Origin of the sequence: Staphylococcus sp. HL28 (assembly GCF_021117155.1) — a bacterium.
Classification (GTDB): domain Bacteria; phylum Bacillota; class Bacilli; order Staphylococcales; family Staphylococcaceae; genus Staphylococcus; species Staphylococcus warneri.
Genome location: NZ_CP088218.1, coordinates 545,201 through 561,117 on the forward strand (window position 1 = coordinate 545,201; position 15,917 = coordinate 561,117).

13 protein-coding genes are annotated in these 15,917 nt (G+C 33.9%); 12 read left to right on the top strand and 1 reads right to left on the bottom strand.

All coding sequences use genetic code 11. The features are described 5' to 3' along the window. The first annotated feature begins 5 nt into the window (after window positions 1-5). The 4 genes from LPC11_RS02465 (at window position 6) to LPC11_RS02480 (ending at window position 2,949) form a co-directional block, all read left to right on the top strand. On the top strand, window positions 6-476 hold the full coding sequence (locus tag LPC11_RS02465) for an SRPBCC family protein (RefSeq protein WP_023373920.1): 471 nt from the start codon (window positions 6-8) through the stop codon (window positions 474-476). Between the two features lie 81 nt (window positions 477-557). Continuing rightward, window positions 558-737: a hypothetical protein gene (locus LPC11_RS02470; protein ID WP_023373918.1), complete on the top strand. Its 180-nt coding sequence runs from the start codon at window positions 558-560 to the stop codon at window positions 735-737. 279 nt (window positions 738-1,016) lie between these two features. Continuing rightward, complete coding sequence (locus tag LPC11_RS02475) at window positions 1,017-1,835, top strand: formate/nitrite transporter family protein (RefSeq protein WP_023373916.1); 819 nt, start codon at window positions 1,017-1,019, stop codon at window positions 1,833-1,835. A gap of 577 nt (window positions 1,836-2,412) precedes the next feature. Then, window positions 2,413-2,949, top strand: coding sequence for a GNAT family N-acetyltransferase (locus LPC11_RS02480; protein ID WP_023373914.1), 537 nt, complete (start codon window positions 2,413-2,415; stop codon window positions 2,947-2,949). Between the two features lie 94 nt (window positions 2,950-3,043). On the opposite strand, the gene nikA is transcribed toward LPC11_RS02480, so the two are convergent. Continuing rightward, complete coding sequence (nikA, locus tag LPC11_RS02485) at window positions 3,044-4,516, bottom strand: nickel ABC transporter substrate-binding protein (protein ID WP_023373912.1); 1,473 nt, start codon at window positions 4,514-4,516, stop codon at window positions 3,044-3,046. A 315-nt stretch (window positions 4,517-4,831) separates the two neighbouring features. On the opposite strand from nikA, the gene LPC11_RS02490 reads away from it, so the two are divergent. The 8 genes from LPC11_RS02490 to narI all read left to right on the top strand — a co-directional run bounded on the left by LPC11_RS02490 (window position 4,832) and on the right by narI (window position 15,907). Further along, window positions 4,832-5,554: a sirohydrochlorin chelatase gene (locus LPC11_RS02490; RefSeq protein WP_023373910.1), complete on the top strand. Its 723-nt coding sequence runs from the start codon at window positions 4,832-4,834 to the stop codon at window positions 5,552-5,554. A 69-nt stretch (window positions 5,555-5,623) separates the two neighbouring features. Beyond that, window positions 5,624-8,029 carry a nitrite reductase large subunit NirB gene (gene nirB / locus LPC11_RS02495; RefSeq protein ID WP_023373908.1) on the top strand — a complete coding sequence of 802 codons (2,406 nt, stop codon included), beginning with the start codon at window positions 5,624-5,626 and terminating at the stop codon, window positions 8,027-8,029. Window positions 8,030-8,031: 2 nt separating this feature from the next. Further along, window positions 8,032-8,346 (top strand): nitrite reductase small subunit NirD, encoded by a 315-nt coding sequence (nirD, locus tag LPC11_RS02500; RefSeq protein ID WP_023373906.1) that lies wholly within the window; start codon window positions 8,032-8,034, stop codon window positions 8,344-8,346. Then, complete coding sequence (cobA, locus tag LPC11_RS02505) at window positions 8,337-9,263, top strand: uroporphyrinogen-III C-methyltransferase (RefSeq protein WP_107566435.1); 927 nt, start codon at window positions 8,337-8,339, stop codon at window positions 9,261-9,263. Before nirD ends, cobA begins: the two co-directional genes overlap by 10 nt. 179 nt (window positions 9,264-9,442) lie before the next feature. Next, on the top strand, window positions 9,443-13,126 hold the full coding sequence (locus LPC11_RS02510) for a nitrate reductase subunit alpha (protein ID WP_231307333.1): 3,684 nt from the start codon (window positions 9,443-9,445) through the stop codon (window positions 13,124-13,126). Further along, window positions 13,116-14,669 (top strand): nitrate reductase subunit beta, encoded by a 1,554-nt coding sequence (narH, locus tag LPC11_RS02515; protein ID WP_041613699.1) that lies wholly within the window; start codon window positions 13,116-13,118, stop codon window positions 14,667-14,669. Before LPC11_RS02510 ends, narH begins: the two co-directional genes overlap by 11 nt. Beyond that, on the top strand, window positions 14,662-15,237 hold the full coding sequence (gene narJ / locus LPC11_RS02520) for a nitrate reductase molybdenum cofactor assembly chaperone (RefSeq protein WP_023373898.1): 576 nt from the start codon (window positions 14,662-14,664) through the stop codon (window positions 15,235-15,237). Before narH ends, narJ begins: the two co-directional genes overlap by 8 nt. Next, entirely contained in the window at window positions 15,230-15,907 is a 678-nt protein-coding gene (narI, locus tag LPC11_RS02525; protein WP_002465461.1) for a respiratory nitrate reductase subunit gamma, read from the top strand. Before narJ ends, narI begins: the two co-directional genes overlap by 8 nt. The last annotated feature ends 10 nt before the right edge of the window (window positions 15,908-15,917 follow it).

A 15,917-nucleotide genomic window follows, 5' to 3' on the forward strand; every position in this document is an offset into this window, starting at 1 on the left:
TATCTATGACTATTAAAGTAGAAAAAAATAAAATTATCTTTTCAAGAACATTTACAGGAACGATTCATGAACTATTTAACGCATACACACAAGAAGATTTGTTTAAACAATGGTTTCATCCAGAAGGTGCTTCTACGGAAGTATTTGAATTTAATGTAGACGAAGGCGGACATGCATTTTTTGCTATACACACGCCTGATATGACAAGCTACACGCGTTCAGAATACAAAAAAATTGAAAAACCTAATTACATTGAATACTTAGACTTTTTCGCTACACCAGAAGGTGATAAAGATCCTAATATGCCAGGTATGCATATTGTAATTGAATTTGAGGAAAAGCAACCTAATCAAACTACAGTGACGTCAACATCTGTATTACCTTCGGAAGAAGCTGCACAACAAGCGCTTGATATGGGTGTCGAAGAAGGCATGAATTCAACATTGGACCAATTAGAAAAACTACTGAAATCATAATTGTAAATAAATTGTACCAATCGTGGATCTGTAAATGGGTGTATCATTGAAGTGAAATCTTATTAAAAAGAGGTTGATTTGATGAAAAAACGATATCTAATCGTATTGGGATTATACTCAATAACGCATTTTATTTCAGCGGTTGTCATTAATTCCAAATGTTTTGCTAACCAATATGTACGTTTTATATTAAGAACGCTACTAGGGTATAGTATTTTTGCATCAGGATTACATTATTTTTCAAAATTAAAACGAAAATAATGATATCGACAATATTTAAATATGGACTGAGGTGGGGAGCGATTATTATGTCTCTACCTCAGTTTTTCTATTTTATATTAATTTGATTATTCAGTTATCTCAAATGGTAGATGAGATAATGATTAAATTGAATTGTAAAACTGTTTCTATCAAATATTTATAAATAACTTAAAAAGTATTTTATCATTTGTTAAAAAATTACCACTATCCATCATCTTTATTTCTTCATATAATAAATATGAAATAAATGATTTTAAATAGATGGGAGTAATTGAGAATATGATGGAAAATCGAAAAACTACCGAAGATACATACACAACTAAGTCTATTATGGAAGCGGTAATCAGCCAAGTTCAAATGAAAGAAGTGATGGCTGATCAAACACCTATGAGATATGCATTAAAAGCAATGATGGCAGGATTTTTGTTATCAATTGTCACGGTATTTATGTTAGCTATTAAAACACAATTTGCTGCTACACAAATTGATGGCTTAATTAATTTGCTTGGTGCCATTGCATTTAGTTTAGCCTTAGTATTAATTGTATTAACGAATTCAGAATTATTAACAAGTAATTTTATGTATCTAACAGTAGGTTGGTATTATAAAGCAATACGTTTGAATAAAGTCATATGGATATTTACATTTTGCTTTATCGGTAATGTACTTGGTGGAATCATCTTATTTTTCTTAATGAAATATGCACACGTAATGACTCCAGAAATGACAGACGCACTAACTGAAACTGTACAAAAGAAAACAGAAGCATCAACATGGTTAAATATTTTAGTAAAAGGTATTTTCTGTAATTTCTTTATTAATATAGGTATCTTTGTATCTATGCAATTTAAAGAAGGATTAACAAAAGCATTCTTTATCGCTTGTGGAGTAGTTGTGTTTGTCTTCATGGGTTATGAACACGTTGTCTTTAATGCCGGTTTATTCTCAGGTATGTTATTTTTCAATATTGATGGAATGTCAGGTTTAGGCGTATTGAAAAATATTGTATTTGCTTTAATCGGTAATTACATTGGTGGCGGTGTCTTTGTTGGATTAGTTTATGCCTATTTAAATGGTCAACGTTCACAATTAAAATAATGATCTTTGTGTAAGGGAATGAGACAGAAATAATAAAGAACCACTAATCATTTATGATGTAGTGGTTCTTACGCATTAGCCACAGCTAATGTGTACTTTAAAATAGGAATACATGAATGAAACTCATGCATAAGAAATATTAATTTCTAAAGAAAAAGTATTTCTTTATCATTGTCCATCCCCAACTTGCATTGTCTGTAGATTTTTTTCGAAATTCTCTATGTTTGGGGCCCGTCCCCCGGCAAGGTTGACTAGAAATGAATAAGCTTGGTACATTAGACCGTCTTTGTAATTGATTACTTAGACGGTTTTATGCATGAACTTTAGTTCATGTATACCTCTAAAGCTTAATTTGAACACATGAGTCAATACGCATGTGTAAGTCATTCTAATTTCTATAAGAAAAAGAATGACTTTACAGTCAACTACTGTCTAAATATCAATGTAACTTGAAGTATATATTTATATCCTAGTCTGTTAATTTTTATGACGAATGATCAAACAAGTTGATTGACTCTTGTCGTTTTTCTTTTTACGCTTAATGTCATGAATAGAGAAAATGAAGGACGTGAAGAGAATGAGTAACGTGAATATAAGAATTGCAGATCAAAATGATGTTGAACCGATTCATCAACTTATGTATGAAGCCTTTACGCCATTAAGGGAATTAGGTATTGACTGGCCATCAGTGAATGCCACAGAGGAAATGGTAGCAGACAACATCAAACATAATACAACATTTGTATTAGAATTGAACGACACAATCATCTCAACGATTACCGTACGATATCCATGGGGGAGTGTCAGAAGTATTTCTGGTTATCCGTTCGTTTGGTGGTTCGCCACACAACCAGAATATGACGGACAGGGCTATGGTAGTCAATTGTTAAAATACGTAGAAGAAGATTTTTTAAGAGATACATTAAAGGCTTCAGCAGTCACATTAGGAACATCCGCGCGATTACATCCTTGGTTATTAAGTATTTATGAAAAAAGAGGATATGAAATATATGCTGAACATGAAAATGATGACGGTGATTTAGGTGTGATTATGAGGAAAATATTAATTCCTGAACGCTTTGAAGAAAAGATTCTAGGACAACCACCATTTTAAAAAAGTCATCACAAAGAGTTTAAAAATAGCCAGTCTATGAATTGAAACATTCATTTACTGGCTATTTTAATTTAAGTGTAACTTCGAGGATTTATTATTTTTTATCTACTTTGTAATCAATTAAATAAATAGACTCTGGTGTTACATTGAAGTTTTTGACATTTTTACTCACACCATCAATTTGATCATTATACGTAATGTAACTATTTGGAATATCTTTATCAGATGTTTTCAATATTTGATTAGTTAATGTTTCACGTTCTGACTGACCGAATGTTTGGTTTAGTTGTTTGATTTGTTGCGTAACCTCTTTATTATCATAGTTCCCTTTATTATTTGCACCTTTTGGTAAGTAAGCAGTATTAAAGAAATAACCTGTATCTCCTCTAGGAACTGTTAAGTAACTATACATAGAAGCATCCCATGCATCTTTATCTTTCAAGTAACCTTCAATATCATCTACATTTCTTAATTTTACATCAATGTTTGCTTTTTTAGCATCAGATTGGATGACTTGTCCAATTTTAGGTAATTCAGGTCTACCATCATAAGTAACCATATTGATTTTTAAAGGATGATCTTTTGTGTAGCCTTCTTTGGCTAATAGCTTTTTCGCTTTATTAATATCTTGTGGCTGTACCTCGCTACCTTTAATATGCTTCAATCGATCATTAAATGGGCCAGATGCTGGTTTGGCATAATTTTTGGATACATTTTTAGCAATCTCTTTACGATTAATAACTGCATCAAATGCTTCTCGCACATTTTTATTCATCTTTTTGCTGTCGTGATTATAAAGTAATAAATGTGTTCTGAAACCAGATGTACTTTGAATGTTCGCTTTGTTAGATTTTTTAACATCATTAATTTGATCGATAGGTACATCTGTTGTTATATCTGATTTACCAGATAATAAATGATTGACACGAGTATTGCCATCTTCATGATATGTGACATTGATTTTACTTAATTTAGGTGTACCTTGCCAATAATCTTTGTATTTTGATAGCTCTATCTTTTGTGACCGTTGATATTTGTCAATTTGGTAGGGACCTGTGCCAACTGGTTGATCCGAAACTTTGCCTTTCGCTTGTGTGTCATAAATAGCTGCGAATGGACTTGCTAATTCGGATTTTAATTCAGGATAAGGTTCCTTGGTTTTGATTGTCACTTCTTGGCCTTTTGCAGTGATTTTATCAATAGGTAGAGATCCACTTAATAAGTCACTCTTTTTAACGCCCTGTTCTAGACTACGTTTGACTGCATCTCCAGTTAATTTATGACCATTTTGGAAATGAATGTCATCTTTAATTTTTAGGGTAAGGGTATCATCAGATTTTTGCTTGAATGATTTAACCAATAGTGGTTTAACTTTGCCATCTTTAGACATTTTGAATAATGATTCTAATGCACCGATTTTCACAGGTACATCCGTTTCATATGGCGCAATTGATGTTGTTTTTAATGGAATTTCAACATTAAGCGTATTTTTTTTATTTGTTGCATTATTACTACAACTTGCTAAAATAAAGGATACTATAATTATCAGAATAGTAAATCTTTTCATGTAGTCTACTCCTCTCCATTATCTAATCATGAAAATTTACTAAGTCGTTAATATGGCATGTACATATAAGCAGCGTTATGTATTTGGAATAGGTGCTGAATGAAATAGTACATATATTAACCACTAATATTTTAATTATATATCTTATTACATGTAATTTAAATCTTTATACATCTCTTTTTACGAAGTTAAATATTTATTTATTTTGTGCTTATAACTTGTATAAGGGGATTCCCTAATTTTCACTGAAAATGTGAATTTAATCACAAAAACACTACGAATTAGTTTACAATTCAAGTTGAAAGGATTGGTATTATGGTAGGCAACATTTTAGTGGCACATGGAATGAGAAAAGGAAATCAAAATAAAGCCTTAGAAGAATTCATTACAACTTTGCTAAAAGATGAAGAGTACCATTACGAATTAGCATTTTTAGAGAGTGATACACAGAGTTTAGAAATAACAATGGAAAAGATGATCGAAAAAGGAATTACACAATTTAGAATCGTACCGTTACTTATTTTTAGAGCAATGCATTATATTGGCGATATTCCTAATATACTTTCAGAGATGAAAGATAAATATCCTCATATTTCGAGCCAAATGAGTGAACCATTAGGTACACATCCTTATATGAAATCATTAGTAGAAAGAAGAATTGAGGATGTGCATCTTGTTGATCAAGCATCCAAGTCAGCAACGGTTATTATTGCACACGGTAATGGTAGTGGCCGTTTTACAAAAGCACATGATGAACTTAAAGCATTTGTGGAAACCATCGACTCGAAGCGACCTGTTTATGCAAGAGCTTTATATGGCGTTTTAACATTCAGAAATGATTTAGACGAGATATCAAAACAATATGATGAATTAATTATCGTGCCACTCTTTTTATTTGATGGAAGATTGGTCAATAAAGTAAAACGATTCATTGATGACATGGATATTCATTGTAAACTACACATTACACCGTCAATCAATTTTGATGACACATTGAGACTTATTATTCGAGAACGTCTTGAAGCACTCCAATTTTAAAAATTACAACATGTGCCTTTATATCCAATCCTTTAAATAACTTATCTATAGTGATAAAGGGGCATATATATGACTAAAAACAAATTAGTGATGATAGGAAATGGCATGGCTGGTTTGAGAACTATCGAAGAAATTTTGGATAGAGATCCGCAACGATTTGAGATTACCATTATCGGTAAAGAAGCCTATCCAAATTATAATAGAATCATGTTATCTAATATTTTACAAAATAAAATGACTGTGGAAGAAACAATCATGAATTCATATGACTGGTATGCAGAACATGACATTAAATTGGTTAATAACGATCCAGTGACGATATTAGATAGAGCAAATAAGACTGTTATAACTGAGAGTGGGCAATCCTTTAAATATGATCAATGCATAATTGCTACAGGTTCAAAGGCATTCGTTTTACCTATTCCAGGATCTGATTTACCAAGTGTTATTGGGTGGCGAACAATTGATGATACTAAACGCATGATGGAGATAGCTCAAACTAAACATAAAGCAATTGTTATAGGTGGGGGCCTATTAGGATTAGAATGTGCTAGAGGGTTATTAGACCAAGGCATGGAGGTAACCGTAGTACATTTAGCAGAATGGCTTATGGAAATGCAATTGGATCGAAAAGCAGGTCAAATGCTAAAAAATGATTTAGAACAACAAGGCATGCGATTTGAATTACAAGCGAATACCCAAGAAATTCTCGGTCATGAAGATGTTGAGACTGTTAGATTAGCAGACGGTCGTGTGCTAGAAGCTGACTTAGTAGTTATGGCGGTAGGTATTAGACCTTATACTGAGGTAGCTAAAGCAGCTGACTTAGAAGTTAATAGAGGTATTATCGTTAATGAATATATGCAAACAAATGATCCAAATATCTTTGCTGTGGGTGAATGTGCAGAATGTGAAGGTAAAGTATATGGTTTAGTTGCACCATTATATGAACAAGGTATCGTTTTAGCAGACTATTTAACAAATAAGGAAACTAATGGCTACCATGGCTCTACTACATTTACCTCTTTAAAGGTATCAGGGTGTGATTTATATAGTGCAGGTATTATTCAAGAAACTGACGATATTCATGGTATAGAGATATTTAATAGTATCGATAATAATTATAAAAAAGTATTTTTAAAAGATGGAGAAGTTGTCGGTGCAGTGCTATATGGGAATACAGATGATGGCTCTCGCTTCTATAACATGATGAAAAAGCATGAATCTATCGAAGACTATACGTTGGTCTCTTTATTAACAAAAGGTGGAGAAGATGGCAATGTATCTATTGAGGATATGGCAGATGACGAAACCATTTGTGGTTGTAATGGTGTCAATAAAGGCACAATTGTAGAAGCGATTACTAAAAACGGATTAACGTCTGTAGCTGAAGTTACAAAAATGACTAAAGCAGGAAATTCATGTGGGAAATGTAAAGGCCAAATCGCAGACATTCTACAATATGCATTAGGTGATGATTTTATAGCCTCTAAACCAACTGGTATATGTGCGTGTACGGATTTATCACGTGATCAAATTGTTACTCAAATTAGAGCAAAAGGACTTAAAACATCTAAAGAAGTGAGACATGTACTCAACTTCAAAGATAAAAATGGGTGTCCAAAATGTCGTCCAGCAATCAACTACTATTTGAACATGATATATCCAAATGAGCATAAAGATGAAAAAGAATCACGATTCGCCAATGAACGTTATCATGCAAATATTCAAAATGACGGTACATTCTCCGTTATCCCTCAAATGCGCGGTGGTGTTACAGATGCAGATCAACTTATTAGACTAGGAGAAGTCGCTAAAAAATATAATGTACCACTTGTTAAAGTTACAGGATCTCAACGTGTGGGATTATATGGATTGAAAAAAGAAGAACTACCAAGCGTATGGGAAGACTTAGGCATGCGTTCTGCTTCAGCATATGGTAAAAAAACACGTTCAGTTAAAAGTTGTGTTGGTAAAGAATTCTGTAGATTTGGAACACAATATACGACTCAACTTGGTATTAGATTAGAGCAAACATTTGAATATATTGATACCCCACATAAATTCAAAATGGGTGTATCAGGATGCCCTAGAAGTTGCGTGGAATCTGGTGTGAAAGATTTTGGTGTGATATCAGTAGAAAATGGTTTCCAACTTTATATCGGTGGCAATGGCGGTACTGAAGTAACAAAAGGACAATTACTAACTACTGTAGAAACAGAAGATGAAGTGATTCGTATTTGTGGTGCATTGATGCAATATTATCGTGAAACTGGAATATATGCTGAAAGAACTGCGCCATGGTTAGAACGTCTTGGCTTCGAAAATGTGAAAGAAGTATTGCTAGATCCCGATCGTCAACAAGCACTTTTCGATAGAGTGATGGAAGCGAAACAAGCGATTCAAGATGAACCTTGGCAAGCAATCGTAAATGATAAAGCATCACAAAAAATCTTTGAAGTTGAGAGGGTTTAATCATGAAAAATATGCAGAAAATTAAAGTGTCTTGTATAGATGAGTTAACACCATTAATTGGTAAAAAAGTATTCATAAACGATAAAGAGATTGGTTTGTTTTTAACAAATGAAGGAGAGATATTTGCAGTCAATAATATTTGTCCTCATAAAGAGGGTCCTTTGTCAGAAGGTACTGTTAGTGGAAACTATGTTTATTGTCCTTTACATGACCAAAAAATAGATCTTAAGACAGGTGATGTTCAAGAACCAGATACTGGTTGTGTAGAAACGTATCCAGTAGAAGTCGTAGATGGAGACATTTTTATATGTCTGTAAATCGATACGGAACTGTCTACTTAGTAGGTGCAGGTCCTGGTGATCCTAATTTAGTAACTAAAAGAGCGCAAAGACTTATTGAAAATGCAGATATTATATTATACGACAGATTGGTTAATCCCTTTATATTGCAATATGCTAAACCAGAAATAGAAATCATTGATGTTGGTAAGAAACCATATACTAAACATATTCAACAAGAGATTATTAATCAAAAAACGATTGAAGCGGCAAGTAAACATTATCATGTGGTTAGACTTAAAGGGGGCGACCCTGCTATTTTTGGGCGTGTCCAAGAAGAGGTAGAAGCTTTAGTTGAATTAAATATCAACTTTGAAATAGTACCGGGTGTAACATCGGCAAGTGCAGCTGCGCAATCCATGAATTTAGGTTTAACGATGAGAAGTATAGCTAAAAACGTTACTTTTTCAACAGGTCATTTTAAAGATTCAAAAGACAATGACATTGATATCAGTACATTACTCAATAAAGGAACGCTAGCAGTTTATATGGGGGTTAAACGACTACCTAGAATTATTTCGCAAATCAGACAGTATACATCGTATGATTACCCGATTGCAATTGTATTCCGTGCCTCACTTTTTGATGAACAAATATTGACTGGAAATATAAGTAATATCGAACAAAAGTTAAAACAGTATAATGTAGAAGGATTACCAGGCATTTGTATCATTGGAGATATCATCAACTATTCACAACCTCAAAATAAGACTAAGCATAGAGAAGCTATATACGTTGTAAAAGGTAATAGAAATCAAGCCTTGGAAAAATGTGAATTATTATATGAGCAAGGTTATGGATGCATGATTGAAGTAGATGATACGTATCATTATTCTCAACAAGCATTATACAAATCTGTGCTAAAACAGTATGCACATCAGTTTATTGAATTATAAGGTCAAAATGAATATTAATGTTAAAACAGTGTCTATCTAGAATAGGCACTGTTTTTTTATAGTAGGGAATTTAGAAGTGCAATTAGGACATTCCCTAATATATAAACATTGTGAAAAAATGTACAATCTAATTGAAAAGATTGAACGCATAGTTGAAGTAAAGGTCTAGGAGGATATTTATGGGGAAATTTGGATTAAATTTTTTTAAGCCGACTGAAAAGTTTAATGGTAATTGGTCAGTACTTGAAAGTAAAAGCAGAGAATGGGAAAAAATGTACCGTGAACGATGGAGCCATGACAAAGAAGTGAGAACAACCCACGGTGTAAATTGTACTGGATCTTGTTCATGGAAAGTTTTTGTTAAAAATGGCGTCATTACTTGGGAAAATCAACAAACAGATTATCCGAGTTGTGGTCCAGATATGCCAGAATATGAACCAAGAGGATGTCCTAGAGGTGCTTCATTTTCATGGTATGAATATAGTCCACTAAGAGTTAAATATCCCTATATCAGAGGGCAACTTTTAGAATTATGGCAAGAAGCACTTGAAGAAAATCATGGAAATAAAATAGCTGCATGGGCATCTATTGTAGAAGATGAAGAAAAAGCAAAACGTTATAAACAAGCGCGTGGTATGGGCGGTCATGTACGGTCTAATTGGAAAGATGTAACTGATATTATCACTGCTCAATTACTATATACCATTAAAAAAGACGGTCCAGATAGAATAGCAGGGTTTACACCTATTCCAGCGATGTCTATGGTGAGTTATGCGGCTGGTGCACGATTCATTAATTTGATGGGTGGAGAAATGTTGAGTTTTTATGATTGGTATGCCGATTTACCACCAGCATCACCTCAAATATGGGGAGAACAGACAGATGTCCCTGAATCAAGTGATTGGTATAACGCGGCTTACATGATTATGTGGGGTTCAAACGTACCATTAACAAGAACTCCAGATGCACATTTCATGACAGAAGTACGATATAAAGGTACTAAAGTCATTTCTATAGCACCAGATTATGCTGAAAATGTAAAGTTTGCAGATAATTGGTTGGCGCCTAATCCAGGTACTGATGCTGCAGTTGCTCAAGCAATGACACATGTTATTTTACAAGAATATTATATCAACAATCCTAATGCACGATTCATTAATTATGCTAAACAATATACAGATATGCCTTTTATATTAATGTTAGATCAAGATGAAAATGGTTTGAAAGCAGGCCGATTTTTAAGAGCAAGTGATCTTGGACAAGATACAACAAATGGAGAATGGAAGCCAGTGTTATTTGATAGCTTATCGAATCAACTTGTTGTACCCAATGGCACGATGGGACAACGTTGGGAAGATGGTAAACAATGGAATCTTAAATTAGAAGATGAAGCAGGCAATGATATTCAACCTAGTCTATCCATGGATGAGAGCGATTTTGTATTACAACAAATTCAATTTCCATATTTTGATAGTAATGGCGACGGTGTCTTTGAACGACCTATACCTACTAAGAAGGTTAAATTAGCCAATGGTGATGAAAGATATATCACTACTGTATATGATTTGATGGTAAGTCAATATGGCATCAAACGTTTTAATCATGAATTAGAAGCGACGGGATATGATGATTTACATTCTAAATATACACCTGCATGGCAAGAAGCAATAACAGGTATAAAATCTAGCTTAGTCATTCAAGTTGCAAAAGAATTTGCTCAAAATGCTATAGATACAGAAGGACGCTCAATGATTATTATGGGTGCTGGTATCAACCACTGGTTTAATTCTGATACAATTTATCGTTCGATTTTAAATTTAGTTATGTTATGTGGCTGTCAAGGTGTCAATGGTGGCGGTTGGGCACACTATGTTGGACAAGAAAAATGTCGACCTATTGAAGGATGGAATACGATTACATTTGCTAAAGATTGGCAAGGGCCTCCACGCTTACAAAATGGGACAAGTTGGTTCTATTTCGCAACAGATCAATGGAAATATGAGGAATCAAATGTCGATAAATTGAAATCACCTTTAGCGAAGCATATTAAGCATCAACATCCAGCTGATTACAATGTGACTGCTGCTAAATTAGGTTGGTTACCATCGTATCCTCAGTTTAATAAAAATAGTCTGTTATTCGCTGAAGAAGCCAAAGAAAATGGTGATGATTCAAATGAAGCCATATTACAACGTGCGATTAATGAAGTGAAAACGAAACAAACAAAATTTGCAGTAGAAGATCCTGATTTAAGAAAAAATCATCCTAAAACGTTATTCGTATGGCGTTCTAACTTAATTTCAAGTTCTGCTAAAGGACAAGAATATTTTATGAAACATTTATTAGGTACAAAATCAGGATTATTAGCATCACCAAACGAAGATGATAAACCTGATGAAATTCAGTGGAGAGAAGAAACAACAGGTAAATTAGATTTACTCGTATCGCTCGATTTTAGAATGACAGCGACGCCATTATATTCAGATATTGTTTTACCAGCAGCAACTTGGTATGAAAAGCATGACCTTTCTTCTACTGATATGCATCCTTATGTTCATCCATTTAATCCAGCCATAGATCCATTGTGGGAGTCTCGATCAGATTGGGATATTTATAAAACACTCGCTAAAGCAGTGTCAGAAATGGCGAAGGATTATCTACCAGGTACATATAAAGATGTTGTAACAACACCATTAGGTCATGATTCTAAACAAGAAATAGCCACACCATTAGGTATAGTAAAAGATTGGTCTAAAGGTGAGATAGACGCCATACCAGGTAAAACAATGCCTAACTTTTCAATCGTAGAACGTGATTACACATTAATTTACGATAAATATGTTTCTGTTGGACCGAAATTAGAGACAGATAAAGTAGGGGCACATGGTGTTAGTTTTAGCGTGAAAGAACAATACGAAGAATTAAAAAGTATGCTAGGGACTTGGAATGATAAAGATCCTAAATCTATCAAAAATGATAAACCTAGAATTCACTCTGCTCGAAATGTAGCAGATGCAATGTTAAATCTTTCATCAGCTACAAATGGTAAATTATCACAAAAATCTTATCAAGATTTAGAAAAACAAACAGGTATGACGCTAACTGACATTTCAAGTGAGCGTGCGTCTGAAAAAATAACATTTTTAAATATTGGTTCTCAACCTAGAGAAGTTATTCCGACAGCAGTGTTCCCTGGATCAAATAAAAATGGACGACGTTATTCACCATTTACAACAAATATAGAAAGACTCGTACCATTTAGAACGTTAACTGGTCGTCAAAGTTACTATATTGATCATGAGATTTTCCAACAATTTGGAGAAAGTTTACCTATTTATAAACCTACATTACCGCCAATGGTATTTGGTACTAAGGATAAGCAAATTAAAGGTGGCACTGACGCTTTAATATTGCGTTACTTGACACCACATGGCAAATGGAATATTCACTCTATGTACCAAGATAATAAGCATATGTTGACGTTATTTAGAGGTGGACCAACAGTATGGATTTCTGATGAGGATGCAGTTGAACATGACATTCAGGATAACGATTGGTTAGAAGTATATAACCGAAATGGTGTCGTTACAGCGAGAGCAGTTATTTCACACAGAATGCCTAAAGGTACCATGTTTATGTATCATGCACAAGATAAACATATTCAAACACCTGGCTCTGAAATAACTGATACTAGAGGTGGGTCACATAATGCACCAACACGAATTCACTTGAAACCAACACAGCTCATAGGTGGCTATGCTCAAATAAGTTATCATTTCAATTATTATGGACCAATTGGGAATCAAAGAGATGTATATGTTGCAGTAAGAAAGATGAAGGAGGTCAATTGGCTTGAAGATTAAAGCGCAAATAGCAATGGTGTTGAATTTAGATAAATGTATAGGTTGTCACACTTGTAGCGTTACCTGCAAAAACACATGGACAAATCGACCTGGTGCAGAATATATGTGGTTTAATAATGTTGAAACAAAGCCTGGTACAGGTTACCCCAAACGTTGGGAGGATCAAGATCACTATAAAGGCGGTTGGGTATTAAATCAGAAAGGAAAACTACAACTTAAATCTGGTAGTAAGTGGTCTAAAATAGCACTTGGAAAAATTTTCTATAACCCTGATATGCCATTGATCCAAGATTATTATGAACCCTGGAATTATAACTATGAGCATTTAACAACAGCTAAGGCAGGTCAACACTCTCCGGTAGCAAGAGCCTATTCTGTTATTTCTGGTGAAAATATGGATATTGAATGGGGACCAAACTGGGAAGACGATTTAGCTGGTGGTCATGTGACTGGACCTAAAGATCCTAATATTCAAAAGATAGAAGAAGATATCAAGTTCCAATTTGATGAAACATTTATGATGTATCTACCAAGATTATGTGAACATTGTCTTAATCCAAGTTGTGTTGCGTCTTGTCCATCAGGAGCTATGTATAAAAGAGATGAAGATGGCATCGTTTTGGTTGATCAAGATGAATGTCGTGGATGGCGTTATTGTATGACTGGATGTCCTTATAAAAAAGTCTATTTTAACTGGAAAACGAATAAAGCTGAAAAATGTACATTTTGTTTTCCTAGAATTGAAGCAGGCATGCCTACAGTTTGCTCAGAAACTTGTACAGGTCGAATGAGATATTTAGGTGTATTATTATATGACGCTGACAGAGTAGAAGAAATGGCATCAACTGAAAATGAACAAGATTTATATGAAAAACAATTGGAATTATTCTTGGACCCATTTGATGAAGCAATCATTGCACAAGCTGAAAAAGATGGTATTAATCATGAATGGATTGAAGCGGCACAACAGTCACCAATTTATAAATTAGCCATTGAATATAAATTAGCATTCCCATTACATCCAGAGTATAGAACAATGCCAATGGTGTGGTATTGCCCACCATTAAGTCCAATTATGAGTTACTTTGAAGGTAAAAATTCAGAGCAAAATCCGGATATGATTTTCCCTGCTATAGAAGAAATGCGCTTACCTATAGAATACTTAGCGAATATGTTTACAGCTGGTGCCACAAAACCGGTCAAACAAGCACTACAAAAAATGGCTATGATGAGAAGTTATATGAGAGCACAGGTGACTCAAAAAGATTTTGATGTTGAACGTCTAACGCAACTAGGACTTACTGAACGACAAACAAAAGATATGTATCGATTATTAGGTTTAGCCAAATATGAAGAACGATTTGTGATACCGACAACACATAAAGAAACATATTTAGATACGTATCACGCTCAAGGTTCGCAAGGTTATGGTGGCGAAAACTTCGGCGTGAATTGTGAAGGATGCGGCGTCGCAGTTGCTACGGATAAGTCAGGTCAAGACATTTATAATGAGCGTTTCTATGGAGGGATTTTCCGTGATTAACTTTGACAATTTATATCGATATCAAGACAGTTTAGGATATATCGCATTGCAATTATGTTTCCCGGAGAAAAAGACATTTAATGAAAATATATTTAACGATGTCATCGACGACAGTCATCCAGGATATCAAGATTTAATGGCGTTTAGAGAACAGATGATGCAATATACGTTATCTGAAATTCAGCAAATATATACAGATACCTTTGATTTTAGCAAAAAAGCACCATTATATATGACATATAATCAATTTGATACGCAAAAAGAGCGAGGACAAATGTTAGCAAAACTTAAAGTATTGTACGAAATGTTTGGTTTGAAAATGGTAGATAATGAACTGTCAGATTATCTACCGTTGATGCTACAATTTTTACAAATGATAGAGTGGCGTGGCGATGAAAGGGCTGAAGAAAATATCCAATTAGTCATTATGATTATTGAAGATGGAACATATGTCATGGCAAATGAACTAGGAAAACTCAACCATCCATATGGTTATGTCATTCAAGCCTTAAGAAAGACGTTGAAATTATGTTTGGAAGTGCCAGAAGGGGTGGCTCAACATGATTAATCAATTTTTATGGGTCATATATCCATACTTATGCATTGCTATATTTATTATCGGACACATTGCTAGATTTAAGTATGATCAGTTTTCTTGGACTGCAAAGTCTAGCGAGTTGATTGAAAAAAAGAGATTGAAATGGGGAAGCTTACTATTTCATTTAGGTGTGATTCCGGTTTTCTTTGGACATGTCGTTGGTCTTGTTATACCTAAATATTGGATGGATTCATTAGGCGTAAGTGAACATATGTATCATTTTGGAGCAGTATATATTGGTAGTATTTTTGGTATAATGACGTTAATAGGTATGTTGTTACTTACCGCTAGAAGAATTACAATCAAAAATGTAAGACGTTTAAGTTCATTTTCAGATATTTTTGTTAATATTCTTTTATTAATCATTATCTTCATGGGATGTTACTCTACAATAGTTACGAATATGATGCATATCGAATTTAACTATCGTGAAACCATTTCAGTTTGGTTTAGACAACTCTTTATGTTTAAACCACATGCAGATTTGATGACCAATGTACCATTGCAATTTAAATTGCATATGTTATTAGGGTTTACCATTTTTGCGTGTTGGCCATTTACACGTTTAGTTCATGTATGGAGTGTACCTTTATCGTATACAAATAGAAGGTACATTATTTACCGAAAAAATAAACTATAGTAATTCAAGG

What these genes read in the sequence shown, in the direction of transcription:
- LPC11_RS02465 (WP_023373920.1), top strand. Translation starts at nt 6, where the DNA reads ATGACTATTAAAGTAGAAAAAAATAAAATTATCTTTTCAAGAACATTT.
- LPC11_RS02470 (WP_023373918.1), top strand. Translation starts at nt 558, where the DNA reads ATGAAAAAACGATATCTAATCGTATTGGGATTATACTCAATAACGCAT.
- LPC11_RS02475 (WP_023373916.1), top strand. Translation starts at nt 1,017, where the DNA reads ATGATGGAAAATCGAAAAACTACCGAAGATACATACACAACTAAGTCT.
- LPC11_RS02480 (WP_023373914.1), top strand. Translation starts at nt 2,413, where the DNA reads ATGAGTAACGTGAATATAAGAATTGCAGATCAAAATGATGTTGAACCG.
- nikA (WP_023373912.1), bottom strand. Translation starts at nt 4,516, where the DNA reads ATGAAAAGATTTACTATTCTGATAATTATAGTATCCTTTATTTTAGCA.
- LPC11_RS02490 (WP_023373910.1), top strand. Translation starts at nt 4,832, where the DNA reads ATGGTAGGCAACATTTTAGTGGCACATGGAATGAGAAAAGGAAATCAA.
- nirB (WP_023373908.1), top strand. Translation starts at nt 5,624, where the DNA reads ATGACTAAAAACAAATTAGTGATGATAGGAAATGGCATGGCTGGTTTG.
- nirD (WP_023373906.1), top strand. Translation starts at nt 8,032, where the DNA reads ATGAAAAATATGCAGAAAATTAAAGTGTCTTGTATAGATGAGTTAACA.
- cobA (WP_107566435.1), top strand. Translation starts at nt 8,337, where the DNA reads ATGTCTGTAAATCGATACGGAACTGTCTACTTAGTAGGTGCAGGTCCT.
- LPC11_RS02510 (WP_231307333.1), top strand. Translation starts at nt 9,443, where the DNA reads ATGGGGAAATTTGGATTAAATTTTTTTAAGCCGACTGAAAAGTTTAAT.
- narI (WP_002465461.1), top strand. Translation starts at nt 15,230, where the DNA reads ATGATTAATCAATTTTTATGGGTCATATATCCATACTTATGCATTGCT.